The 23,114-nt window shown below is 46.2% G+C and carries 19 protein-coding genes and 1 pseudogene; 17 read left to right on the forward strand and 3 right to left on the reverse strand.

The window, feature by feature from the left end; all coding sequences use genetic code 11:
- Positions 1-49 precede the first annotated feature (49 nt).
- A complete protein-coding gene (locus tag H6F59_RS11085; RefSeq protein ID WP_190699005.1) occupies positions 50-682 on the forward strand; it encodes a PTPA-CTERM sorting domain-containing protein in 633 nt (210 codons plus the stop codon).
- A 258-nt stretch (positions 683-940) separates the two neighbouring features.
- A pseudogene (locus tag H6F59_RS11090) lies at positions 941-1,653 on the forward strand (IS630 family transposase).
- A gap of 194 nt (positions 1,654-1,847) precedes the next feature.
- Here the strand turns inward: H6F59_RS11090 and H6F59_RS11095 are convergent.
- The 3 genes from H6F59_RS11095 to H6F59_RS11105 form a co-directional block, all read right to left on the reverse strand.
- A complete protein-coding gene (locus H6F59_RS11095; RefSeq protein ID WP_190699008.1) occupies positions 1,848-2,480 on the reverse strand; it encodes a PTPA-CTERM sorting domain-containing protein in 633 nt (210 codons plus the stop codon).
- A gap of 346 nt (positions 2,481-2,826) precedes the next feature.
- Entirely contained in the window at positions 2,827-5,010 is a 2,184-nt protein-coding gene (locus tag H6F59_RS11100) for a tyrosine-protein kinase domain-containing protein (RefSeq protein WP_190699013.1), read from the reverse strand.
- Positions 5,011-5,118: 108 nt separating this feature from the next.
- Positions 5,119-6,636: an SLBB domain-containing protein gene (locus H6F59_RS11105; protein ID WP_190699017.1), complete on the reverse strand. Its 1,518-nt coding sequence runs from the start codon at positions 6,634-6,636 to the stop codon at positions 5,119-5,121.
- A 761-nt stretch (positions 6,637-7,397) separates the two neighbouring features.
- Between H6F59_RS11105 and H6F59_RS11110 the strand changes: the two genes are divergently transcribed.
- From H6F59_RS11110 to H6F59_RS11175, 15 genes are all read left to right on the forward strand, one after another.
- Entirely contained in the window at positions 7,398-8,108 is a 711-nt protein-coding gene (locus tag H6F59_RS11110) for a WecB/TagA/CpsF family glycosyltransferase (RefSeq protein ID WP_242021385.1), read from the forward strand.
- Positions 8,109-8,311: 203 nt separating this feature from the next.
- Positions 8,312-8,740, forward strand: a complete 429-nt coding sequence (locus H6F59_RS11115) for a hypothetical protein (protein ID WP_190699024.1) — start codon at positions 8,312-8,314, stop codon at positions 8,738-8,740.
- A gap of 163 nt (positions 8,741-8,903) precedes the next feature.
- Positions 8,904-9,983 carry a GDP-mannose 4,6-dehydratase gene (gene gmd, locus H6F59_RS11120; protein WP_190699028.1) on the forward strand — a complete coding sequence of 360 codons (1,080 nt, stop codon included), beginning with the start codon at positions 8,904-8,906 and terminating at the stop codon, positions 9,981-9,983.
- A gap of 112 nt (positions 9,984-10,095) precedes the next feature.
- Positions 10,096-10,791: a sugar transferase gene (locus H6F59_RS11125; RefSeq protein ID WP_190699031.1), complete on the forward strand. Its 696-nt coding sequence runs from the start codon at positions 10,096-10,098 to the stop codon at positions 10,789-10,791.
- A gap of 768 nt (positions 10,792-11,559) precedes the next feature.
- A complete protein-coding gene (locus tag H6F59_RS11130) occupies positions 11,560-11,862 on the forward strand; it encodes a hypothetical protein (protein WP_199325725.1) in 303 nt (100 codons plus the stop codon).
- Between the two features lie 274 nt (positions 11,863-12,136).
- Complete coding sequence (locus H6F59_RS11135) at positions 12,137-13,594, forward strand: MOP flippase family protein (RefSeq protein WP_190699038.1); 1,458 nt, start codon at positions 12,137-12,139, stop codon at positions 13,592-13,594.
- Positions 13,595-13,709: 115 nt separating this feature from the next.
- Entirely contained in the window at positions 13,710-14,750 is a 1,041-nt protein-coding gene (locus H6F59_RS11140) for a nitroreductase family protein (protein WP_190699041.1), read from the forward strand.
- 88 nt (positions 14,751-14,838) lie between these two features.
- The gene (locus H6F59_RS11145) at positions 14,839-15,984 is read left to right on the forward strand and encodes a polysaccharide pyruvyl transferase family protein (protein ID WP_190699044.1); all 1,146 of its coding nucleotides are present in this window, start codon (positions 14,839-14,841) and stop codon (positions 15,982-15,984) included.
- Between the two features lie 43 nt (positions 15,985-16,027).
- On the forward strand, positions 16,028-17,014 hold the full coding sequence (locus H6F59_RS11150) for a glycosyltransferase family 2 protein (protein ID WP_206755201.1): 987 nt from the start codon (positions 16,028-16,030) through the stop codon (positions 17,012-17,014).
- Positions 17,015-17,086: 72 nt separating this feature from the next.
- Positions 17,087-17,974 carry a glycosyltransferase gene (locus H6F59_RS11155; RefSeq protein ID WP_313887185.1) on the forward strand — a complete coding sequence of 296 codons (888 nt, stop codon included), beginning with the start codon at positions 17,087-17,089 and terminating at the stop codon, positions 17,972-17,974.
- Positions 17,975-18,094: 120 nt separating this feature from the next.
- Positions 18,095-18,175, forward strand: coding sequence for a glycosyltransferase (locus tag H6F59_RS27615; RefSeq protein WP_397193545.1), 81 nt, complete (start codon positions 18,095-18,097; stop codon positions 18,173-18,175).
- 740 nt (positions 18,176-18,915) lie between these two features.
- Positions 18,916-19,605, forward strand: a complete 690-nt coding sequence (locus H6F59_RS11160; RefSeq protein WP_190699055.1) for an acyltransferase — start codon at positions 18,916-18,918, stop codon at positions 19,603-19,605.
- A gap of 50 nt (positions 19,606-19,655) precedes the next feature.
- Positions 19,656-20,750 carry a glycosyltransferase gene (locus H6F59_RS11165; protein WP_190699058.1) on the forward strand — a complete coding sequence of 365 codons (1,095 nt, stop codon included), beginning with the start codon at positions 19,656-19,658 and terminating at the stop codon, positions 20,748-20,750.
- Between the two features lie 61 nt (positions 20,751-20,811).
- On the forward strand, positions 20,812-21,885 hold the full coding sequence (locus H6F59_RS11170) for a glycosyltransferase family 1 protein (protein WP_242021386.1): 1,074 nt from the start codon (positions 20,812-20,814) through the stop codon (positions 21,883-21,885).
- A 26-nt stretch (positions 21,886-21,911) separates the two neighbouring features.
- Positions 21,912-23,105, forward strand: coding sequence for a glycosyltransferase (locus H6F59_RS11175; RefSeq protein WP_190699065.1), 1,194 nt, complete (start codon positions 21,912-21,914; stop codon positions 23,103-23,105).
- Positions 23,106-23,114 lie beyond the last annotated feature (9 nt).

The raw sequence follows: 23,114 nt of genomic DNA on the forward strand, positions 1-23,114 counted from the left end.
GCCTTACACAAGTTGGTATTCATCCACACCTACAAGGTAGATCCAGATTATGAGTTTTAGAACTTTTGGCTTAGGCCTAAGTGCCGCTGCTGCCTTTTCCGCAGTAGCTGTTTTAGAGGCTCCAGTTCAGGCAGCAAGCATTACAAACCAAACCCTGAGCTTTACCGGCTCAGCCCGCCTAGAAACCCCAGATGCTGTTACTAGCCTACTAAACTTCTCAAGCTATGACAATACAACCGCGGGAACTGTAACTCTCGCAGACGCCAGTGCTGATGTTTTTGGTGCTGCAGGTTCATCTTTCAGCCTAGGCGACCTATCGCTAACAAAAACCAACGCCACCACTTGGGAGTTGACGCCTGGGTCCACCAACAGTTGGCTAACAGGGTTGGCCGACGGCATTGGGTTTACCCTTGAGCAGTTTATACTCGAGCAAGTCTCTGTAACTGCTGGGCCTGCTACCATACCCCTTTACGTAGCCTTTGTTTCGGGCTTCTTTACGCCGTCTGGCCTGGCTGGCAGTGGTGCACTAACCGCCCAAGGCAGCCTGGTGTTTAATAGTGGTTCGTCGTTCTCAGCTGACATTACCGCAGTACCAACTCCGGCGTTGTTGCCTGGGTTAGTTGGTCTGGGTGCTATGGCGCTCCGTAAGCGATCGCAAGACAGTTTTGAGGAAGAAGCTTAATGTCAGTGATTCTCTTGCTTCACGCCTAAGAAGCTAATTGATAAAGCTCTGGATTTAATTCCAGAGCTTTATTATGAATAAGCAGAGTGAAAATTCGGCTCCAGGACCGTGCCACTTTTTATAGATGCCTTTAGCCTTTTGTAAAGTAGGGGGTAGCAAAACGGAGGAATTTTGACTAATCGTCAGCACTACAAGTATAGCTATAGCCATGAGGGTTAAAGCATAGACTAGGAGCATTGCCCTCTGAACCTCAGTACCATGCCTAAGCCCTACAGCCATGATTTGCGCCAAAAGGTCATTGATGCCATCGAACTCGACGGGATGAAGAAGTGTGAGACCAGCCTCGTGTTTCAGGTCAGCCGTAACACTATCGACTTGTGACTAAAGCGCAAAGCCGCCACGGGCAGCCTAGTTAACTGGACGCGTAAAAAAGACCTATGGCTACACCCAGCGGGATGACGAAAAACGACACGCCTTCATAGCTCAAGCTCCAGAGCCTCGGGCCTCACACTTGGTCTACGTTGATGAGTCGGGGATGGATGAGCGTGACCTACGGTTATGGCTATGCGCCTGCTGGAAACCGGTGCTATGACCTCAAATCGGGACGGCGGCAAGGGCACGTCAATATGATTGCCGGATATTGAGGGCATCAACTCATCGCCCCGTTCACAGTAGAAGGGCCGTGTAACCGGACCGTTTTTGAGATGTGGTTGGAAACCTACTTAATCCCAGCGTTACAGCCTGGGGATTGGATTGTGCTCGATAACGCCACCTTTCACCACGGAGAACGGATTGCTCAGTTGCTGGAGGCGGCAGGCTGTCGGGTGCTTTACCTGCCGCCCTACTCCCCTGACCTCAACCGAATTGAGAAGTGCTGGGGTTGGTTAAAAAGCCGGATTCGCAAAAGCTTACCCAATGCCGATGGTTTGCGGGCTGCTATAGAAACGGTGCTGAAGCAGGCAGCGTCCTAACTCAGTTGGCTATAGCTATAAATGCGAATTGATCAAACTCAACGCAAGAGAATAGTCTGCAAGATGCAAACAGCTACAATCAATAAAAAGCCGCCTTTATAGGCGACTTATATTGCAAGCGGCCTATTAAAGGCTAAAGGGCTAGTGCACCAGCTGATGCTTTTGGCCGACAGCCAGTGCGCTAGCCTTAAAAACTAGGCGTTTTCTTCAGCTTCTTCATTTTTACGACGCAGCGCTGCTACGCCTAGACCAATTAGGCCAGGCAGAAGAGCGGGGGTAGGAACTTCCTCAATATCAAATGAGTAGCTCGAACCATTTGATGCCTTGACAAAGTCAACGTCATTAAGAGGGTCAAATTCACCAAAAGCGGGTAAGGCTGTATCTTGGAATTGACCCTCAACATTAGCCATCCAGTCACTATTTGTTTTGACTAGCCTAAAGACAGATAAGCTGAAGCCTAATGTGTCGACAGTAATGAAGTTGGGTAAGGTTGACCCTGTATATTCCCAAACATCACCACCCTGGCTAGTTAGAGTAATATCCTTTAGCGTCGCCACACGATTAATCAAATTCTCAAACCTACCGCTGCTAGACGTTGTTATACTAGCTAAACCAGTAGGTGTACCGTATCCCTTATTTCCATTAGTCGTAAGATCTCGGAAATCAAGCTTACCAGTCTTAGTATCAAATTTGGCTCTTCCAGATAAAGCTAAGGTATTCTCTCCGGTTAGAGTAAATGCTTGAGCTGAGGAAGAAAAGGCTGTAATTCCTACCACAGTGCTGAGCACCACGGTAGCGCTCATCACTGAAACTGCTTTGAGGTTCATGGAAATCTTCTCCGAAAAATCTTGTACTTTGAAGGGACACTGCTATCTACCTATTTGAATGCTGTACCTACGGCCATTGCTTCCAGCATTGGAAACATCAGACGTAAGTCTAGAGCACTTATGTTGGCAGACATAACCAAGAGAATAGGTAGTAATACAATTGAAATTCGGTAGATTTCCCTGGGTCTGCACATTCACCCTGTCGTGCGCATTTCTGTATCTATTTTAATCCGCAAATTTATTAGAACAACCTATCACTTACCATCAAACAGATCTCTTCAAAAATTACAGGAGTAGATGAAGGTCGTGTGTTGTGAGGGATATGGCTCAGTCTACAAGTAAAGATTTAAGCTGTTAACAAAGCTAGCTTAGATGAAGCTTCTTTAGCGATCAGACCAATCAGCGGAATTTTAGAGATCCAAAGTTTTTCGAGCGCCTGCTCGAGCTGGGCGGACTTCACCGTACCCAGGTGCGATACCAGCACCATACCGCTGCTCTCTGCCGATAGAAGGGCAGCATCAGCATATTCTGCAAACGGTGGCGAATCGTAAATTACTAGGTCAAAGTAAGACTCGGTTTTGGTTACAAACTGCTTCATCTTTGTCGATGACAATAATCGAGCTGGATCAACATCTGTGGTGCCAGTAGTTAATACAAACAGGTTGGGTTCGGTGGGCGATCGCTTAATTACATTCTTAAGGTCAAGCTCGCCAGCCAAAATGTTGGCAAAGCCCTGCTGATTGGGTAACTCTAAAAAGTTATGCAGGTGTGGAAAGCGAAAATCAGCATCGATCAGCAGCACTCGGTTGCCCAGTTCAGCGGCGGCCCAGGCCAAATAAGCGGCGGTGGTTGAGTCAGCCAACTGGTTGTCGGCAGAGCTAATCACCAGTGATCTGAGCGGGCGATCGGCGTCGAGCCGCTGCAGATTGGCCACCAGCGATCGAAACGCCTCGCGATAGGCGTAGAGATCATCAATGGGCAAATCTCCCTTTTTAGGCCCTTGGCCATTCAACATCTCATCGACGACCTGATATAGCGACAGCAAATGCTGCTCGTCATAACCCCGTTCAACCGCCCCATTGTGGGGAATCAACCCCAAAATCGGTACTGGCGTCACCCGCTTGAGATCGCGGGCGGTGTAGAGCACGTCCTTTTGAGAATCGAGGGCGAGGGCCAAGCCTACTCCGAGCAGCAGCCCGAGTAGCCCCCCCAGTACCAGGTTATTTGACAGATTGGCAACATCGGTTGCCACTGTAGTAGGAGTAATCAGCTCCCAGGGTAGCTCTCGCTGGGCCGCTTCAATCTGTAGAGTTTCGCGGCGCTGTAGCAGCTGGCTCAAGTTGGTGTTAGCAATGGTCAACTCTCGATCTAGATCGGTAAACTCACGGGTTACCCCAGCCAGCTGGCCCACGTCTACATTGAGGCTGGCCAGCGTAGACGAAAGGGCCGCCTCTCGCGCCGCCAGCACTTCAATCTGGCCCATCAACTCCTGCTGGGCGTTGGCCCCTTCGCGAGCCATAAGCGCCAACAAATTTTGGCGCTGTTCTTGCAGCACCTGCATGTCGTCGCTGGTGCTGAGAAAAATTGTAGAAGCCTGGGCAATTTGGCTATCTAAGGTCAGTAGTTGCTCGACTAGAGTCTGATAGCGGCTATTGCTGCTAAGCACCGACGATACTGAAACGTCTTGGGGGCGATCGCTCAGCTGGCGTTCTAGCTCTTCGTAACGAGTCAGGTTTTCTTCTAGCTCAATCAGTACGGCCCGATACTCATTTTCAAAGTCAGCAATTTGACCAGATAGCTTGCTGCCTTCAGCCTCAGGGGTGATTAAATTAGAGCCCTGGCGCAGATTTTGCAGATTGCCTTGGAGCTCATCTACCCTTTTGCTAGCATCGGGTATTTTGTCGTCCAAAAATTTAAGCCCCTGCTGTAGGTCGCGCTGGCGCGAAGCCAGCCCGTAGTCTAGAAACGTTCGGGCAATTAAATTGGCTACATACTCTACATTTTGAGACGACGCTCCCCGGTATGTTGCCCGAATAATTCTTGATTCTTTAGTTAGTTGCAGACCTAGTCGACTTTCAACTTGGCTATAGCAAATTTTATTTAACTCTTCTTCAGATAAGCCAGTTGAGGCCGCTTGGGCCGGAGGCACACAGCCCTCTATACCCTTGGCGCGCAGATCGGCTACTACCGGTTGCAGCACTCCAGGGCTGGTTAAGATTCTGGTTTGGTCCCCCAGGGTTAGTTCTGTCTCCTGCTGATTCACAGGCACCTCAGACAGCGAAGAGATCACCTCAGTTTCAGCGCTCTGGGGCTGAATCAAAATTTCAAAGGCGGCGGAGTAAGACGGTGGGCTGAGGTAGGCCCGCAGACCTGCGGCCCCGGTCAGAGCGGTGGTTATGCTAGCAATTAAGAACAGTCTGCGCCTGAGAGTAGATAGCAAGCTGCCCAGATCTAGCCCGCCTTCTGAGCCAGAGTCGGCCCCCGCAGCCATGGGGAGCGTGGGCGAAGGTTGGAGAGTGTGAGCTTTCATCCCTGATTCCTAAATAAATGGGGTTGTGGCGGTGAAGAGGTGCTCCAATCACAAAATGTGCGCTCCAGCAGAGGCAAGCACGCGATAAGCCGCGTCCTAAGGCCCCGATCAAAATAAGTTGAAGATGCGGAAGGGTGCAGACAAAATATTCAGGAAATTGGCGAGGGGGTTGGCTATGCCGCCCAATGTGTCTGAAAAACTGGCTAGGCCCGATCGCCCGACAATAATGATGTCGTTGTTTTGCAGCGCCGGATTGTCAGCGTCGCTGATGCCCTGGGCAAAGTCGATGTTGATCTCTCGCTGGGTAACAGTTCCATCTGGGTTAAGACGCACCAGCCCCACAGTGGTTTCTCTAGCGCGAGTGTTAAAACCACCAGCCGCCAAAATTCCTTGGTTGAGGGGTGTGTTGGGTGGCACCTCAACTAGCCCAGCATTGCGCACCTCACCTACGACATTGATGCGAATGGTGTCGGGCGCAAAACTGGCGGACGCCAAGCTCGAAGCCTCCGCTGGCCCCAACGCTGTCGTTGCAGTGGGGATAAACACCGTATCGCCTTCCTGAAGCAGCGCGTTTTGCTGGGTGGCGCCTGCCTCTAGCAAGCTCCACAGATCTACGGTAAAGACTTGCTCGCCGCTGGTGCGAGTCAGACGCCGCACCTGCACCTGGCGAATATTGGCCATGGGCTTGATGCCCCCTGCAAGTTGAATAGCATCAGTAATTTTGGGAGGCCGGGCTGACCCGCCGCCTTCACCGCCGGGCAGGCCGGCATCACCAGTGCGAGTGCTGCCACCTCTAAGGGTATAGGGGCCAGGGCGAAAGACTTCGCCCACCACGGCAATATTGATGGGTGAGGTGTTGGTCGGTGCGATCGCCGCCTCGGCCAAAAGCTGGGCTTCTTCAAGGGGCACCAGAGTAGAGGGAATAAAAATGCTGTCGCCATCGCGCAGCGTAATGTCTTGGCCCAGGTCGCCGCCGCTGACCAGATCCCATAGGTTGACGGCAAATAGCTGAGTTTGACCGTTGCGCAGCCGCCGTACCTGCACCTCGCGAACGTTGGCGCTGCCGGTGACACCCCCGGCCTGGGTCAACAACTGCGTAATTGTGGGAAAGGCTGTGCCGTTGTTGGCAAGGGTGTAAGACCCAGGCCGGTTAATTTCTCCGGCAACTCCAATCACCAGCGGACGGCGAGTGAGCAAGTTGAGCGTTACCCCTGGACGGCGCAGAAATTGACTGTAGCGGGCCGTAATTCGTTCAGTGGCGGTGTCTAGGGTGAGCCCCTGCACGTTGACATTGCCTACGACCGGCAGCGTCAAGGTGCCGTCGACCTGCACTTCAAACTCGCCGCTGTACTGAGGCAGCTGAAACAGCGTTAGCTGCACGCGATCGCCGGCCCCCAGCGTGTAAGGTTCGTTGGACACCTGCGGTGACAGCCGAGGTGCAGCAGTCGTTGTTGGAGGTTTTTGAGCCTCGACTAAAGGCACCGCGGTCGTGCTGCCGCCCGGCATTCGTTGGGCTGGGGCAACGCTGGGGTAGAGGCCATCGATGCCGATGAGCAGAAGGCCCGTTGTGAGGGCTAAGCCCAAACGCTGGCTTAGCAGCACCCTAAATATAGCTAAATTAGACATGAGTAGACTCCCTTTTCGGGTAAAGTAGGCCCTGCGTCTATTCAATATCCGTAGGTCTAGCCATGAATCCGAAAGGTTTTGGCCTCAGACCGTAGTTTTCCTGAACCCTTCACATAAGTCTCGTAAATAGGCACTAACCGCCAAGATAAGCTAAAGGAAACTACGTATTTTCACCGGCCGGGCAAAAGTGTGTCACATTAAGTTACGTACATGCTAATGTTTAGCGGTGCATCGCTATCCAGTGTCTTTAACCATTCCCTCCAGTCATGGTTCAGGGCATAGCCGGTTCACGCCTAGGGTTTAGCATCGGCAACCAGATGATTGTTGAGTACTGCCAGTAGGCAGCTCTCCGGAGTAACCTAGCTCAGCTAAATCACCAAGGCGGCCTAGTAAAAGTGTGCCTACCAAGTCACGCTTCTAAATCTGTTTTCGAGCACTCTAAGCAAGCCTAATGTTGTATCTTTTGCAAACCGAATTGTGAAGGTTGGATCAATATTTTTTCTTAAATGGTGAACTTTTTTAGATGGTGCGCGTCTCAAGTGCTTCAACAGGATTATGGCTTAGCTAGCCATTGCCTATGCGTTTGCCAGATGTAAACCAGTAGTCTTTAACTTTAAACTGACAAATCCTATCGGGGCGTCTACCACTGATTGTCCTTTAAGCTCCTTAGGATCATGTCAATCTCCAAGAATCTCATTAGTGAGTCCGTGATTGGATTTTCGGTTGCGGCTAACCCTTTTGCAGAGCAAATTGATTTAATTATGCACTGGGGTCAACAGCGGCTGAGCCGAGTAGTTTGTGTAGCCAATGTGCACATGCTGATGGAAGCGCGGTGGAACGAGACCTTTGCTAAGGTGCTAAGCCAAGCCGATCTGCTCACCCCAGACGGCATGCCCCTAGTGTGGACTCTAAATCTGCTGCGCAAGAGTACCCACGATCGCGTTGCGGGCATGTATATTCTGCGCGAAGTGTGCGAGCGGGCTTCAGCATCGGGGTTGCCAGTTTATTTTTTAGGCACCGATGAGTTGACCCTGGGCAAAATGCGGCAGCGCCTCCAAAAGGAGTATCCAAACCTCATTATTGCGGGCATGGAACCGCTGCCTTTTCGGCCCCTAACTCCTGAAGAAGACGCCCAGGTTGTAAAAGATATCAATGCCAGCCGGGCCGGAATTGTGTTTGTTGCCTTGGGCTGCCCCAAGCAAGAAATTTGGATGTATCAACACCGCTCTAAAATTAAAGCGGCGATGGTGGGCATTGGTGGAGTCTTTCCCATCTATGCCGGCATCAAAAAGCACGCCCCCGCTTGGGTACAAGACTCAGGGTTGGAGTGGCTCTATCGGCTTACCCAAGAGCCGGGTCGGCTGTGGCAGCGGTACTTTAAAACCATTCCACCCTTTGTTTATCTATCGGTCAAGCAGGTGGTTGCTACCCGACTGCACCGCCGAATTGATCGTATGCGGAGGGCGTTTTAGGGCGCGCCAACGTCGGCCATTAATGCTGAGATACTCATACCCCTAACGTTCACCCCATCTCTCATATAGAAATGGGGTGAACGTTTTTTACATGCGGCAGAAAATCTGCAAACCCGATGAAATTTCGCCTTTATCTTAATATTCTTCCTGATTTTATTGTCACAGGCAGAAATAGTGTATAACCGTATCTACCTTAAGACATAATGACTCAGCCCCGAGCACGCAATCGCAACCGGTCTAAACGACGAAGCATCTTTTGTCCTATTCATAACGAGTATCTCGACAGCGTTAGCCAAAAATATCCTCTCTTTGCCACCAAGCCTGAGCATTTGCAACAGAGTGGGCTTAGCCGCCGGGCAGCCCTTACCCTGGTCGCTGGCTTGGGCACGGTTCCTCTAACAGGGGAATGGCTAGAGGCCTTTTGGTGCGATCGCTGTCAAGCCACCCAGTGGTATCACGTGCGCAAGACCGGAGCCAACCAGTACACCCTTTGTACTGTACCGGCGGCGCTATGGATGCAGACCGCTGGAGTAATTTTACCCACCGGCAACCCTACCGTGGGTGAGTTCACTCGCCGACAGGCACGGCAGACGACCTACGGCGGCGTGAAGGATTTTCACCGGATGGGATGACGGATGAGGATGAGGGAGGTGAGGGGGATGGTTATTGACGAGCCCTATCTTCAACCCTCCCTACTTTCCCTATCTTCCTCATCTCCCCTATCTTCCTCACCTCCCCTATCTTCCTCACCTTTCCTAATCGTCACTATTGTTGTTCATTCACTATCTAAACCCTATGACTAATCCTAAAAAAGCTCTTGTTACCGGCATTACCGGTCAAGATGGCTCTTATCTAAGCGAACTGCTATTAGAAAAAGGCTACGAAGTCCACGGCATTATTCGCCGCACCTCTACTATTAATACCGATCGCATTGATCACCTTTACGAAGATCCCCACAGCGATTCGGCCCGGCTGTTTTTGCACTACGGCGACCTCACCGATGGCACTACCCTGCGGCGCATCCTCGAAGAAGTGCAGCCCATTGAAATTTACAACCTGGGGGCACAGTCTCACGTGCGGGTGAGCTTTGACTCACCTGAATACACCGTTGATGCAGTGGGCATGGGCACATTGCGCCTGCTCGAAGCCATTCGCGACTACCGCCAGCGCACTGGCATTGAGGTACGCTACTACCAGGCGGGCTCTTCAGAAATGTACGGCAAAGTGCAGGATGTGCCCCAGAGCGAAATCACCCCGTTCTACCCCCGCAGCCCCTACGCCTGTGCCAAGGTCTATGCTCACTGGCAAACAATTAACTACCGTGAATCGTACGGCATGTTTGCCTGCAACGGCATTTTGTTTAACCACGAGTCACCCCGCCGCGGCGAAACCTTTGTCACCCGCAAAATTACTCGCGCTGTGGCCCGCATTGTCGCTGGGCAGCAGAGCAAGATCTACATGGGCAACCTCGACGCCAAGCGCGATTGGGGTTACGCCAAAGACTACGTCAAAGCCATGTGGCTCATGCTGCAACAAGACGAGCCTGACGACTATGTGGTAGCCACAGGCGAAACATACTCAGTGCGCGAGTTTCTAGACATTGCCTTTGGCCGCGTCAACCTCGATTGGCAAGACTATGTGGCCTTTGATGAGCGCTACCTACGCCCCGCCGAGGTAGAACTGCTGATTGGTGACCCCACCAAGGCCAAGACCAAGCTGGGCTGGGAACCCTCAGTGACCTTTGAAGAGCTGGTGCACCTGATGGTCGAAGCTGATCTGCAAGCGCTAGGCCTAGTGACCCTCAACGGCAGTGCGGCCACCAGCGTGCTAGACCGAGCCACCCTACGGGCTGCTGGGGGCGTAACAGTCGGGTAGAACTTTCAGTGGGGTTTTGCTTGAGCGAAACCCCACTGACCAGACAACAGGTGCAGAGCCACGTAACCCTTTGGAGCCCGCCGTACGTGTTGTTCAACCCTTTGGTAGACCTATGTTTCAGTTCTTTTTCGCTCCTAAGGCATACCAAGCGACCCTGAACGAAATTCTTGTTATTCCAGATACTGTGCAGTTGGCACCCACGCATCCATCGGTTAACTCGGCCTTGAAGCGATGCTTAGATGTGGTTGGCGGTTTGCTAGGAGTTTTAATTACTCTGTTCTTGCTGGTTCCCATTGCCGTTGCTATTCAGCTCGACAACCCTGGCCCAGTCTTTTTTAGCCAATTGCGCTGTGGGTACCAGGGACAACCCTTCCGAATTTGGAAATTTCGCTCGATGGTGGCCAATGCCGATGAGCTTAAACATTTGGTAGAAAACCAGGCTCAAGGCCTGATCTTTAAAAACGAAAATGACCCTCGTATTACCCGAGTGGGCAAGTTTTTACGCCGCACTAGCCTAGATGAGTTCCCTCAGTTTTGGAATGTGCTGTGGGGCGATATGAGCTTGGTGGGCACTCGCCCGCCGACCCTGAGTGAGGTACAGCAGTACAAGCCTCACCACTGGCAGCGGCTCAACGTTAAGCCGGGGCTAACGGGCAAATGGCAGGCCCAGGGGCGATCGAGTATCAAAGATTTTGAGGCGATCGTCAAGATGGATATTGACTACCAGACTCAGTGGTCTTTGGGGCACGATGTGCAGCTGATTGTGCAAACTCTAGGTGCGGTGATGCTGAGCCGGGGAGCTTACTAATTAGCTACTGCGCTAAATCCGGAAAGTTTTGCATTTCTCAATGACGTTTTACTAAGTGCTAAACCCTCAGGAAAGTATGCAGAGGTTAGGCTCGCTTTCCGGAATCGGTTGGTTAGCCTTGTAAAGGAAAATAACAACTTAAGTCACACCTTGATTGCAAAGGGGCTTTGATGGTCGTCTTAGATCTCAGTCTCTTTGCCCTGTGCTAGAGCGCTCCTTGGGCGATCGGGCAGAGTGTAGAACAGGTGTGCCTAGGCATTGCTCTCGTTAGAGGTAGCGCTTGCGTCGCTTAAATAGTTCAGCGAAAGACCAAATAGATGCAAAGGATGGTTTGAACTGTTGTTTGCATGGTTTATAGAATGCGTCGCAGGCTATAAGCACTTCTTGAAATGGCTTAAACACTGCAAAGGAGAGCTTAAACCTTTCAAAAGAAGTTATAAATGCTTTAGAGGAAGCCTTATAGGTTGCAAATAAAGCTATAAGCGTTTCAAAGAAAGGCCAAAGCCGTGCAAGGAAAGCTTTAATGCTTTTTAGCAAGGGCTTGATGCCTTGAGAGAATTTTCGGATCTTTTTGAAAATTTAACTAAAAAATAACCCTAGCAGGATCCCAATTTGTACGGTGATGGTGGGCTTGGAGGTTTAGCTACAGTGTGGAGGTTGGAACTCTTACCAACACCGTTGTTTATTAATGCCAGGGAGCATTTACAGTACATGAGGCGAAAAAGGTTATCTGCAAAGTTAGAAAAAGCTGAGCTACGGGCTGCGTCGATGGATTCGATTGGCCAGAACCTAGATTTGGGTAATGGACAAACGCTAGAGATGTATTGGGAGGCAATTAACGGGATGCGGGCCAAGCAGCAGCAGTATAATGCGCTGCTGTCGCGTGTTGATAGCCTATACAGCGAGTTGCTAGCGGATGAGCGGGCGCTGGGGGAGATGTCGGAGCATATGCTGAGCGGGGTCAAGGTGAAGTTTGGCCGCGATAGCTATGAGTATGAGATGGCGGGTGGGGTACGGCGGTCTGAGCGCAAGCGACCCCAGCGGAAAGCGGTAGTGCTGCCCACAGCTTAATACCGACAAAAAACAAATATTGAAGGCGCGGTCGTATCTTAGGATGCGACCGCGCTGTTTTATGACTTCCAGCTGCAAAAACAGTAAGGCGGTGCTAGGAAGCTTGTTTCGGTGATACTTCTAATAGTTTTCCAAGAGAGTCATAGGTCTTGTGGTTACTGATAAAGCAATATTCTAATCCACAGCTTATATTGGCCTAAGTAATTTATATCTAGGCTTAGTACAGCATTTAGAGACTCATTGTTTTCTGTTTACTCAAAGACAAAGGCGCGAAATGAGCTTGCAGAACAAGGTTGTAAAGGGTGTTTTTTGGTCTGCTGTAGAAAGTTGGGGAAGACAACTATTTTCATTTATTGTATTTGCATTACTAGCTAGACTTTTAGAACCAGATGCATTTGGCATTGTGGCTCTAGCAAGCGTTTTTCTGGGCTTTTTACAACTATTTCTAAATCAGGGCATAGGCCAAGCTATTGTTCAATCTAACAATTTAGACGAAGCAGATCTAAATACTGCGTTCTGGGCTAACATTTCCCTAAATGGAATTATAACTATCATTGGCATCTCAACTGCCAGCTTTGCTGCAAAGTTTTTTGATGAACCAGCATTAACACCTATCATACAAGGGCTATCTTTAACATTTGTACTCAGTGCTTTTGGGAATGTTCAACAAGCACTTTTAGAAAAGGAGCTGCAGTTTAGAGCTCTTGCAATCCGATCAATAGTGGCCATTTTCCTTGGTGGCCTAGTTGGTATAACAATGGCTTTTGGGGGATATGGAGTTTGGAGCCTAGTAGGCCAACAACTTACAAACAGCTTATTCCAAGTGATAGTTCTTTGGTTTCTAAGCGACTGGAAGCCTGGCTTAAAGCTTTCTCTAAAGAACTCTAATATGCTAATCACATTTGGCTTAGGGGAAACCGGGTTTAAGTTATTTGACTACTTAAGTCGACGTGGCGATGATTTAATCATAGGTTATTTTTTGGGAGCCACGGCTCTAGGCTATTACACAATAGCCTATAAAATATTACTGGTAATGACTGAAACACTGATAACCGTTACAAGCAAAATAGCCTTGCCTGCCTTTTCTAAAATTCAAGATGATAAAGAACGATTAAGAAAGTCATTTTACACCGCAACTCAAATAACTAGCCTAGTGGCCATCCCAGCTTTTTTAGCCGTATCGGTACTTTCGAAAGATCTAATTGAAGTAGTTTTCGGAAGCCAATGGTTGCCAAGTGCTCCAGTTATGAGTGTTTTAGCTTTAGTAGGAGTCTTGCAGTCCGTATCTTACTTTAATAACTCAGTGCTTTTAGCTTTAGGAAAACCCTACTGGAGACTAGGGTTTATGAGCGCTAGCGGCATAGCAAACATACTCGCTTATCTATTGGCAGTAAAGTGGGGTATTTTAGCCATTGCTTCTGCATATGTTGCTAGAGCGTATTTGTTCTCGCCGATTCCGTTGATCATGATTAAAAAGCTGATTAATATTGAATTCTTAACTTACTTCAAAAACCTGAGATGTACATTCTTTTCCTCGTTGACGATGACTTTAATCATTCTTGCAATTAAAGCTTTAGCTGACGATATCGTCCCGGCAAGAGTGTTGCTTTGCATCTGTATTGCAGTTGGTTCACTTTCATATATTGGATTAATTTATTTGTTTTCACCCAGTCTCCTGCAAAAAATATTCCTGATGCTAAATTCAGCAGTTCCAAAAAAAACTCAAGTCTAGAGAAAAGTTGAATATAAACTTAGACAATTTCTTTGGATGCTAAAACTTAATCTCGAGTTTTCAGCTAGTTTCTTATACATGGTTGTGTTAGATGATCGCATTTATCTCCAGAAATATGTCAATCAACCTAAGCAAGAATTCTGTCAAATCAGCTATAAAGAATACTTCTGAGAAGTATATATTGAGGGTGGCAGTTCGCTCACGCTTTTTGAGTTCTCTATACTACACGGTCTTTTCAGAGGCATTTGGCAGAGAAAATCAAGCTTGTATCTATGGAAAAATCTTATACCAAGAAAGCCTTAATTCTAAAGATCACAACAGCTATCTCTTAAGAAGAAATATTCATCGGATTGAGAAAGGTATTTTGATGCGTCCTAGAAGAAGCATCTTTGCATCAGATTACATTGAAGAAACGTTTCAAGCTTACAAAAAGTCCTTGTTAAATAACAAGGACTGCGAAGAACTGGGGTGGGCTCATGATGTGTTGTCGGAATACTTCTCAATTACTGGGACAGAAGTAAATATTGATAAATGCCGCCAGGAGTTTTTGAAATTAGAGTCATTAAAAGTTATTAATCCGCCTAAGATTCCTTACAAGCGGGGAAATTTAGATCAATTTTCAGTTGATTACAAAGCTCTTTTAGATCTATCAATACAGCGAAGGTCTGTTAGATGGTACTTGCAAAAACCAGTCCCAAGGGATCTAATCGATCAGGCAATTACAGTTGCTGCTCTTGCTCCAAGCGCTTGTAACCGACAGCCGTTTGAGTTTAGAGTTTTTGACGATCCTGACTTGGTGCGGCAAATTTCATCTATTCCTATGGGAACCAAAGGATTTCACGAAAATTTTCCAGCCGTTATTGTTGTCGTTGGAAAACTCAGAGCCTATTTTAGTGAAAGAGATCGCCACATTATTTACATAGATGCGTCTCTAGCATCTATGGCCTTAATGTATGCATTCGAAACTTTAGGCTTAAGTTCCTGCCCTATCAACTGGCCAGACATTGAATCGAAAGAAGAACAAATGGCAGATTTGCTGAACCTACAACTTGACGAGAGACCTGTTATGTTAATTTCATTAGGATATCCAGACCCTACAGGGATGATAGCTTATTCACAGAAAAAATCTTTAAGCCAAATCAGAAAATTTAACTAGTCAATCTCTTTAAACTGGATTTATTGAATTCAGTCTGTAATCAAGACTAGATCTTTGGATACTCAACAAAAATTATTGCGAGAACAAAATGATTACTGAAATTCGAGGCGTTCAATTTGAGAATAAAGGTGCTGAGCTAATGCTGTATGCAGTGGTTCAGCAGTTAAAAGAATGGGATGAGAATAACATTGTCGCCATGAGGGTAAAGATTGGTAGTTATAGTCAAAGATCGCAAGTAGGTGTCCACCAACTTCTTTGGTCGGACAAAAAAATTCCCATTCTAGGTTCATCAGCTAATCTTGCATTAAATTTGATTCCTAAAAATACAAAAGATAGATTAGGGCTGATAACGTATCCTCAAATAAATGCGGTACTTGATGCATCTGGATTTAACTACTCTGACCAATGGGGTTTAGAAAAGACAGCTGCAATGCTTGAACTCGCAGAGAGATGTAAAAAAGCAGGAAAAAAAGTTGTTCTGCTACCACAAGCATTTGGACCTTTTAAGAATAGGGAGATTCGAGACAAATTCTCAAAGATTTTGTCTCTTAGTGATCTTGTATTTGCAAGAGATGATATCTCTTACAAGTACTTGATTGATTTAGCAGAAGATAATTCGAAAATAAAACTTGGTCCTGACTTTACCAATTTGCTTACAGGTATTACGCCGAAATATATACCTGAAAACATTCAAAATACAATCTGTATTATACCGAACGTTCGAATGACAGATAAAACATCTAAGGATGTAAGCAACTCTTATTTTCATTTTCTAGAGTCCAGCATAAAAGGTGTGCAATCGAAAGGATTTGAACCATTGATCGTGGTGCATGAAAATTGTGACATTGGGCTGGCTGAAGCTTTAAAGGATAAATTTGGTAATTCAGTAGAGTTAATTATTGAAGAAAACCCTCTTCGACTGAAAGGATTAATAGGTAAATCTTATGCGGTAATCGGATCAAGATTTCACGGTTTGATAAACTCTTTATCTCAAGGCGTGCCTTGTATCGCTACAGGTTGGAGCCATAAGTATCGTATGTTAATGAAGGATTACAATTGCCCTGAGTGCCTTTTAGAAGATATAGGATCTGAAGAAAAGATCCTCCAAAAAATTGACATCATTACTAGTTTAGAGAATAGAGATAGTTTGAGAAATAAGATCCAGGAGGCATCAATTATACAGAAGAAGGCAGCTGTATCAATGTGGGATGAGGTAAGAAAAGTTCTTTACTGAGATCTATAGTCTAAGCGTTGATATTGGTATGTTTTCTAAACCTATGGACTCTTTAATTTCTTCTCAGCCGTTAGTTAGCATCTTAATCAACAACTATAACTACGGGCATTTGTTAACTGATGCAATTAATAGTGCATTGGCACAGAATTATGGCAATGTTGAGGTGATTGTTGTAGACGATGGTTCAACGGACAATTCTAAAGATCTCTTGGAGCCCTACAAGGGAAAAATAACTTCCGTATTGAAAGCAAATGGTGGTCAAGCATCAGCTATGAACGCAGGTTTTGCTGTCAGCAAAGGTGAAATTGTATGTTTTTTAGATGCTGATGACCTATTCCTACCAGAAAGATTAACTCGAGTAGTTGATATATTTCAGACTACATCTAATATTGATTGGGTGTTTACTGAATCAATGCCAGTTGAAACTTCCAAGATTGAGAAAGGTACTTTAAATTCTTTATTTGACTCAATCAGAAAAGATTCAGACGCTAAAACACTAGCTAGAATTGACTTTAGAACTGACCTTCTAAAGGGAAAGTTTGCTGATTTTTTGCCCTCCACTTCAAATTTGTGCTTTTCTCGAAAAATTCTTGAAAAAATATTTCCTCTACCAGAAATAAAGGGGCTTTCAGGGATGGCGATTACCGATCTATATATAAAAAATCTTGCAATCGGCCTCAGCCCTGGTTGTGTTACTAAAGAAAACTTAGGAATTTATAGATTCCATGATAACTACTATAGTAACTTAGATATTGACAAGAAGCGGAAAATGTTTGGCGAAATCTATACCACAACAGGATACTGGATTCAAAAAAGATTTCCAGAGTTTAAGTCCATTAGCCAAAGGATTGTAACCAAAGGGTTTGCAACGTACTTGAGCAGCAAATATGTTTCGAGCAATCCGACTGATGCTGACTGTCCTCTGATGTTTGAGTCTTATATGAGATCTTTGTCTCTTCCTGAGAAACTTCAGTCGCTTTTATTTTTATCTTACTACAGAAGCCGCCTTGCCTTTAAAGACTTTGTTTGAATTAGTTGAAGCGGTAGATTTCAAAGAGTGTTGTGTGTTTGAACTACTATGAAGCCACAGAATTTTCCTTTTGTGTCTGTTGTTATTCCAGTTTTTAATGATAATGATCACCTTGAGATCTGTTTAACGGCTCTGGAGCAGCAATCTTATCCATCAAACCGTTATGAAGTATTAGTGATCGACAACAACTCAAAAGAGGATGTTAGTGTTGTCACCGCCAAGTTTAAATCTGTTACTCTCTTACACGAACCTACCCCTGGTTCATATATTGCTAGAAATCTTGGGATAAAACAAGCAAAAGGCTCAGTGATTGCTTTTACAGACGCAGATTGTATTCCTGCACCAAACTGGATAGAGGAAGGAGTCGCTACATTATGTAGCCAAAAGCATGTTGGCTTGATAGCTGGACACATTGATCTTTTCGCTAAAGATAGTAGTAAGCCTAATGCTTTTGAGCTTTATGAGACTATTGCTCTTGCATTTCCTCAAGATCAATTTGTCGAAAATGATCACTTCGGGGTTACAGCAAATTTGTTTACATTCAAAGATGTAATTGACTCAGTTGGTTTATTTGATGAATCGTTGAAGTCTGGTGGTGATAGAGAATGGGGACAGCGGGTTTACTCGGCTGGATATGGCCAGCTCTATGGGCCAAAAGCTTGTGTAAAGCATCCCGCTCGTAACACATGGGAATCATTGCGTAAGCGTTCTGTCAGAATTATAGGAGGAAAATATGACTTGCTTAAGTTGAATAGCAAATCTGGTTTTGGCCTTTTTACAGATTTTGTTCTATTCCTAAAACCTCCTTTTAGATTCTTCTGGCGCGTGTGGAAGGATGAGCGTTTTGAAAACTCATGGCAAAAAATTCAGTTTACAATGGTCATGTTTCGGCTTCGCTGGATAGCAATCAAAGAAAGGTTTCGGCTACAGTTCTGCAATGGTACATCTGAGCGAGATTAGGCTGATTCATAACACAAAGGTATAGGTTTTTAAATATTCAAAGATCTAATTATGCAAGATAGGTTTCTGTTTACCATTGTCGTTAAGAATTATATTCATGAACGCTTTCTGCCTTAAGCCATTGATAGCGCTCTTACTCAAACATACTCTCATGTTGAAGTAATTGTTGTAGAGGACTGCTCAACTGACAGTTCTCTATAAATTGTTGCTAGCCATGGCAATCGCATCGTTGCTGTTCTAAAAGATAATGGTGGACAAGCTTCTATATCAAACTGCTCGCTCTAGTTTTGGGCGTTGGCCCTGTGTTCATTTAGCAGTAGGTATATATAGATCCATAATATCTATCTATACAAAACTTCAGATTGAATAAGAAAAGGAGAATTTTTGCAGAGACTTATACTACTTCAGGTTGTTGAATGACTACTCATCTTCCAGAGTTCATAAAAATGAGAAAAAGTTTTTATCCGAAAAGACTTTTCACTTACTTGAGCACATCTTACCTGAGGAAAAAAGCTTAGATGCTAATCCGGAAGAAATGATAAAGGACTATTCGGCTAATAGCTATTTTCTCAAAAAAATGAAATAAACTTAATAATTTTGTATTACAGACTGAGATTAATTTATCAAAGGTTGGTTTAAGTGTGCATGAGCTAATTAGTTAGAGTTTGAATTAAAAAGTGGTAGACATCATTCACTTGTTGTGAGATCTTTTGTGAATTTATAATTTATGGTTAGTATTGTCATCACAGCTATAGCTACGACCGTCTCATCGCCCAAGCTATCGAAAGCACCTTAGCGTTGGCATTGGGGAAGGCAAACCTTCAATACTTAGCCTGAAATAAAATTTTTAACGGAAATATAGAAAATTTTTTTTTACAAAAATCCGCACGCACAATTGTTATTGTTTTGTTAAGGATATATAGCTTGGAGGAAACCTTATCTTGGTTTGCTACATTTTTTTTCTAATTAATGCTCAAAAGCTTGGGAATAAGTTAAGAAAGTTTTTTCGAGACTGTTCTCAGCAAAAAACTTTTCCCATAGCTGTCATTGCTCGATATTTATTTTTTCGAATTTTGGGTAGAAAAATCTTAGCTTACAAAAGAGCTAAAATTATTGGATTAGAAGGAATAGAAACAAATAAAACTATCAGAATTGGGATTCATTATAAAACAACACTGATCTTGCCCAATAGAAGTGAAACTGTTTTGCATAACGAAGGGGAAACTTTGTTTCTTGGTGATTTCTCGCTAGGTGTTGGAAGCAAGATTAATATAGAGAAAACTGGCCGCGCAAAATTTGGGGATGGAGTATATGTAAACTCAGGAACTTCGTTTTTAATTGCGCATAAACTTGAGATTGGACATCATTCGATAGTCTCTTGGGATTGCCAGCTCATGGATGAAAACTTTCATGAAATCACTTACCTTGATCGAAAACAAAAAAACAACGGCATTAAAATAGGAAACCACGTTTGGATTGGCTGTGGCGTTTTGGTCTTAAACGGCTCAGTTATTCCGGATGGATGTGTGGTCGCAGCTAGATCTGTGGTAAGTAAAGCTTTTGATGAAGAGAACTGTTTAATAGCAGGTAATCCAGCGCAAATCATCAAGAGAAATATTTCTTGGCAATAAAGACAGGACAATACATTAGAGTTTGTCTTTTACTATCCTGGGTTCAAGTTATGAACAAAAATTTTCTTTCAAGCATTATCATTAATAATTATAATTATGATCACTTTCTTTCCCAAGCTATCGACAGCGCCCTGACGCAAACCTATGCTCACGTCGAAGTTATTGTTGTAGACGATGGCTCTACCGATGGTTCTCGACAAATTATCGAGAGCTACAATGATCGAATTGTTCCTATTTTTCAGGCTAATGGTAAACAGGGTGCTGCTTTTAACAACGGCTTTGCCCACAGCAAAGGTGACATCATCATCTTTCTAGATTCTGATGACTATCTCTATCCCAATGCTGTAGAAAAAGTAGTTTCAGCTTGGCGACCTGGCATTTCAAAAGTGCATTATCGCCTGGAGGTAGTAGATAGCGAAGGGGCTTCACGTGACTATGCCATGCCCCCTGCCACCCTACCTCTTGACACTGGTAAAGTATGGCAAATTTTAGTTAATCAAGGTACCTACAATGGGGTAGCTACAAGTGGCAACGCTATAGCCCGAGCAGCACTTGCTAAGGTAATGCCTATTGCGGCTGAATACGCTACGACTTCTGACGATTACTTATCAGTACTGATTCCGCTATACGGTGATGTAGTTGCCATCGATGAGCCATTGGGGGCTTACCGTATTCACGACAGCAACCAATGGGCAATGACTACGGTTACCAGCAGCCGGTTTCATCGCTTCATTCGCCATGACTTACAACGCTGCCAGCTATTACAAACTTGGGCGCCTCAACTAGGTTACGAGGTGCCTAGCGACCTTTATATGCGTTCTTTTGGCCGAGTTTGGTCACGCTTAGCTTCGCTACGACTTGACCCAGATCAACACCCAGTGCCAACCGATACTCGTTGGCAGCTAACCGGGTTGGGCATTCGCGCGTTATGGCAATATTCCGACTACAACTTGCCCAAGCGACTAGTTTTCAGCCTCTGGTTTCTTTGGGTAGGACTTATGCCAAGTGCCCTTGCGAAACCCGCCATCGTCTGGCTATTCGCCCCCCACGAACGCCCTCAACTGATTCAACGGGTCTTAGGCGGTTTGCGTAGCCTGATGACTCCTGCTTCCAAGGCTAAGGCTCCAGTATCAAACCTCCACTAACTCTGAGACATTTATTATGCACGTCGTTATAGTCCGAAGAGCGCCTAAAATCGCCTTTAGCATGGATGTCTATGCAGATAATTTGGTGGCCGGTCTCAAGCAGGCCCGACCTACTTGGAAAATAACCGAAGTCGCCCCGAGACCCTGGTGGCAAGACGGCGAAGACGCGTGGAAGTCTGGTACAGGCCTAAAAAAATACTACGAGCGATTTTGGCACCACCCCAAAACTGTCAGCCAGCTCGATGCAGACGTGTTCCATATTATTGATCACACCAGTGGTCATGTAGCCTACTGGCTTAAAAAAAAACAAAAGCGCACCGTGGTTACCTGCCATGACCTGGTTCAGCTCATTCAGCCTGAGATTCTAAAAGACCAGGCCCGTCTACCAGCCCTCAGCATGGCCACTTGGAAGTATTCCGTTGGTGGTTTAGCAAAAGCCGATGCGGTGATCTCTGTTTCTGAAAACACAAAGCGAGATATCGTTAGTCATCTCCCTATTGCGGAGCAGAAAGTTGAGGTCATACCCAATGGCGTCAGTGCTGAGTTCCAGGTATTAGACCAAACACCTAACCTATTTCCCCAAGATCGATACCGCAAATCGCCCAAAAGTATATGCCTGCTCAACGTTGGCTCTACCCACCAGCGTAAAAATATCCTGGGTATTCTCAACGCTCTGCATATTTTGACGACCCAAGGTGTAGATGCCTGTCTCTGGCGGGTGGGTGATGCCTTTACCCCCGAACACCAGCAATTTGTTGAGACTCAAGGCTTAAGTAGCCTAATTTACGACCTAGGCAAACCCAATCGCCAGCAGCTCATTGAAATTTATAATTCAGCCGATTGCCTACTGGCACCCTCTCTATATGAGGGCTTTGGGTTAACTGTCCTTGAGGCCATGGCCTGCGGTTTGCCGGTCATTACCTCTACAACCTCCTCGCTGCCAGAGGTCGCTGGGGATAGTGCTGTGCTGGTTGACCCTAACTCCCCAGAATGTATTGCCAAGGCCATTTTCAACCTGCATATTAATCCAGCTCTGCGCCAACATTTGGTTCAAAAAGGGCTTGAGCGAGTACAGCGCTTTCGCTGGCCACAGGTTGGTGAACAGGTTGCACAGGTCTACGAAGCTTTAATCTAACGCCAACCCAATAACACATTAAACCGATGGAAATACTAGAAAAACCCATTGGGGCTAATGCTGCATCCGTCACGGCATCAGCCCCACTCAAGGTACTTTTTGTCAGCCACGCCTACGTAGTTGGTTTGAACCAGGGCAAACTAGCGGCGATCGCGGCAAAAGACGATGTAGAGGTTGCCCTCCTCGCCCCTCAACATTGGAAAGCCCACGAGTGGAACAAGGTGCTTACCCTCGAAGCTCCCTTTCCTGAGATACAGCTATTTCCGGCTAAAATCTTGTTCTCTGGGCGCGTAGGGGCAGTACTGTACTCGCCCTTAGCCATTTGGCAAGCCATATCCACCTTTCAGCCAGATATTCTTCAGGTAGAGCACGAGGTGTTCTCTCTGGCTGCTTTCGAAATGGCGATTGTGGCTAGGCTCGCTAACATTCCAATCGTGTTCTTTGGCTGGGAGAACATGGATCGGCAGCTTTCAAGCTTTCGTCGGTGGATACGCAGATTTATTTTAAGCACCGCCAACGGTGTCATTGCAGGCAACGGCGAGGGGGCAGCATTGACTCAGCAATGGGGGTTTGAGGGCCTAATCGAAGTGATGCCCCAGATGGGGGTAGATACCCAAATTTTTACTCCTCCAACTCAACCCCGCTCCAGAACAAACTTCACTGTAGGGTTTGTAGGTCGCCTATCTGTCTCAAAGGGGGTAGATACTCTAATTCAGGCAACACGCTTGCTGAAGGATAGGGGCAAATATATTCAGCTTGCAATTTGTGGCTCTGGCCCTGAAGAAGAAGCTCTACATCAGCTTGCTGTCACCGAAGGAGTACAAGACCAAATCGACTGGCGGGGGCTGGTACGGCACGACGAAGTACCTCAAGAAATGCAGCAGTTCGATGCTTTAGTTTTGCCTTCTCGTACAGTTGATACCTGGAAAGAACAGTTTGGCCATGTCTTAATCGAGGCTATGGCTACAGAAATCCCGGTGGTTGGCTCTACATGTGGTGAGATCCCTAATGTTATTGGTCGTCCCGATCTGGTGTTTGCAGAAGACGATGCGGAGAGTTTAGCCAATATCTTAGACAGGCTGCTGTCTGACCCCGTCTGGTACCAAGAGACCAAAACCTACTTTGTGCAGCGGGTACACCAAAACTATAGCCACAACGGCATTGCTGACCGACTGATTAGTCTATGGCGGCGGGCAATCTCCGGATTTTCGCCAGCGTAGTCGTAAATT

The organism is Nodosilinea sp. FACHB-141, assembly GCF_014696135.1.
GTDB lineage: Bacteria > Cyanobacteriota > Cyanobacteriia > Phormidesmidales > Phormidesmidaceae > Nodosilinea.

Coding starts and splice junctions, on each gene's coding strand:
- H6F59_RS11085 (WP_190699005.1), top strand. CDS start 50: ATGAGTTTTAGAACTTTTGGCTTAGGCCTAAGTGCCGCTGCTGCCTTT.
- H6F59_RS11095 (WP_190699008.1), bottom strand. CDS start 2,480: ATGAACCTCAAAGCAGTTTCAGTGATGAGCGCTACCGTGGTGCTCAGC.
- H6F59_RS11100 (WP_190699013.1), bottom strand. CDS start 5,010: ATGAAAGCTCACACTCTCCAACCTTCGCCCACGCTCCCCATGGCTGCG.
- H6F59_RS11105 (WP_190699017.1), bottom strand. CDS start 6,636: ATGTCTAATTTAGCTATATTTAGGGTGCTGCTAAGCCAGCGTTTGGGC.
- H6F59_RS11110 (WP_242021385.1), top strand. CDS start 7,398: ATGCACTGGGGTCAACAGCGGCTGAGCCGAGTAGTTTGTGTAGCCAAT.
- H6F59_RS11115 (WP_190699024.1), top strand. CDS start 8,312: ATGACTCAGCCCCGAGCACGCAATCGCAACCGGTCTAAACGACGAAGC.
- gmd (WP_190699028.1), top strand. CDS start 8,904: ATGACTAATCCTAAAAAAGCTCTTGTTACCGGCATTACCGGTCAAGAT.
- H6F59_RS11125 (WP_190699031.1), top strand. CDS start 10,096: ATGTTTCAGTTCTTTTTCGCTCCTAAGGCATACCAAGCGACCCTGAAC.
- H6F59_RS11130 (WP_199325725.1), top strand. CDS start 11,560: ATGGATTCGATTGGCCAGAACCTAGATTTGGGTAATGGACAAACGCTA.
- H6F59_RS11135 (WP_190699038.1), top strand. CDS start 12,137: ATGAGCTTGCAGAACAAGGTTGTAAAGGGTGTTTTTTGGTCTGCTGTA.
- H6F59_RS11140 (WP_190699041.1), top strand. CDS start 13,710: ATGTCAATCAACCTAAGCAAGAATTCTGTCAAATCAGCTATAAAGAAT.
- H6F59_RS11145 (WP_190699044.1), top strand. CDS start 14,839: ATGATTACTGAAATTCGAGGCGTTCAATTTGAGAATAAAGGTGCTGAG.
- H6F59_RS11150 (WP_206755201.1), top strand. CDS start 16,028: ATGGACTCTTTAATTTCTTCTCAGCCGTTAGTTAGCATCTTAATCAAC.
- H6F59_RS11165 (WP_190699058.1), top strand. CDS start 19,656: ATGAACAAAAATTTTCTTTCAAGCATTATCATTAATAATTATAATTAT.
- H6F59_RS11170 (WP_242021386.1), top strand. CDS start 20,812: ATGGATGTCTATGCAGATAATTTGGTGGCCGGTCTCAAGCAGGCCCGA.
- H6F59_RS11175 (WP_190699065.1), top strand. CDS start 21,912: ATGGAAATACTAGAAAAACCCATTGGGGCTAATGCTGCATCCGTCACG.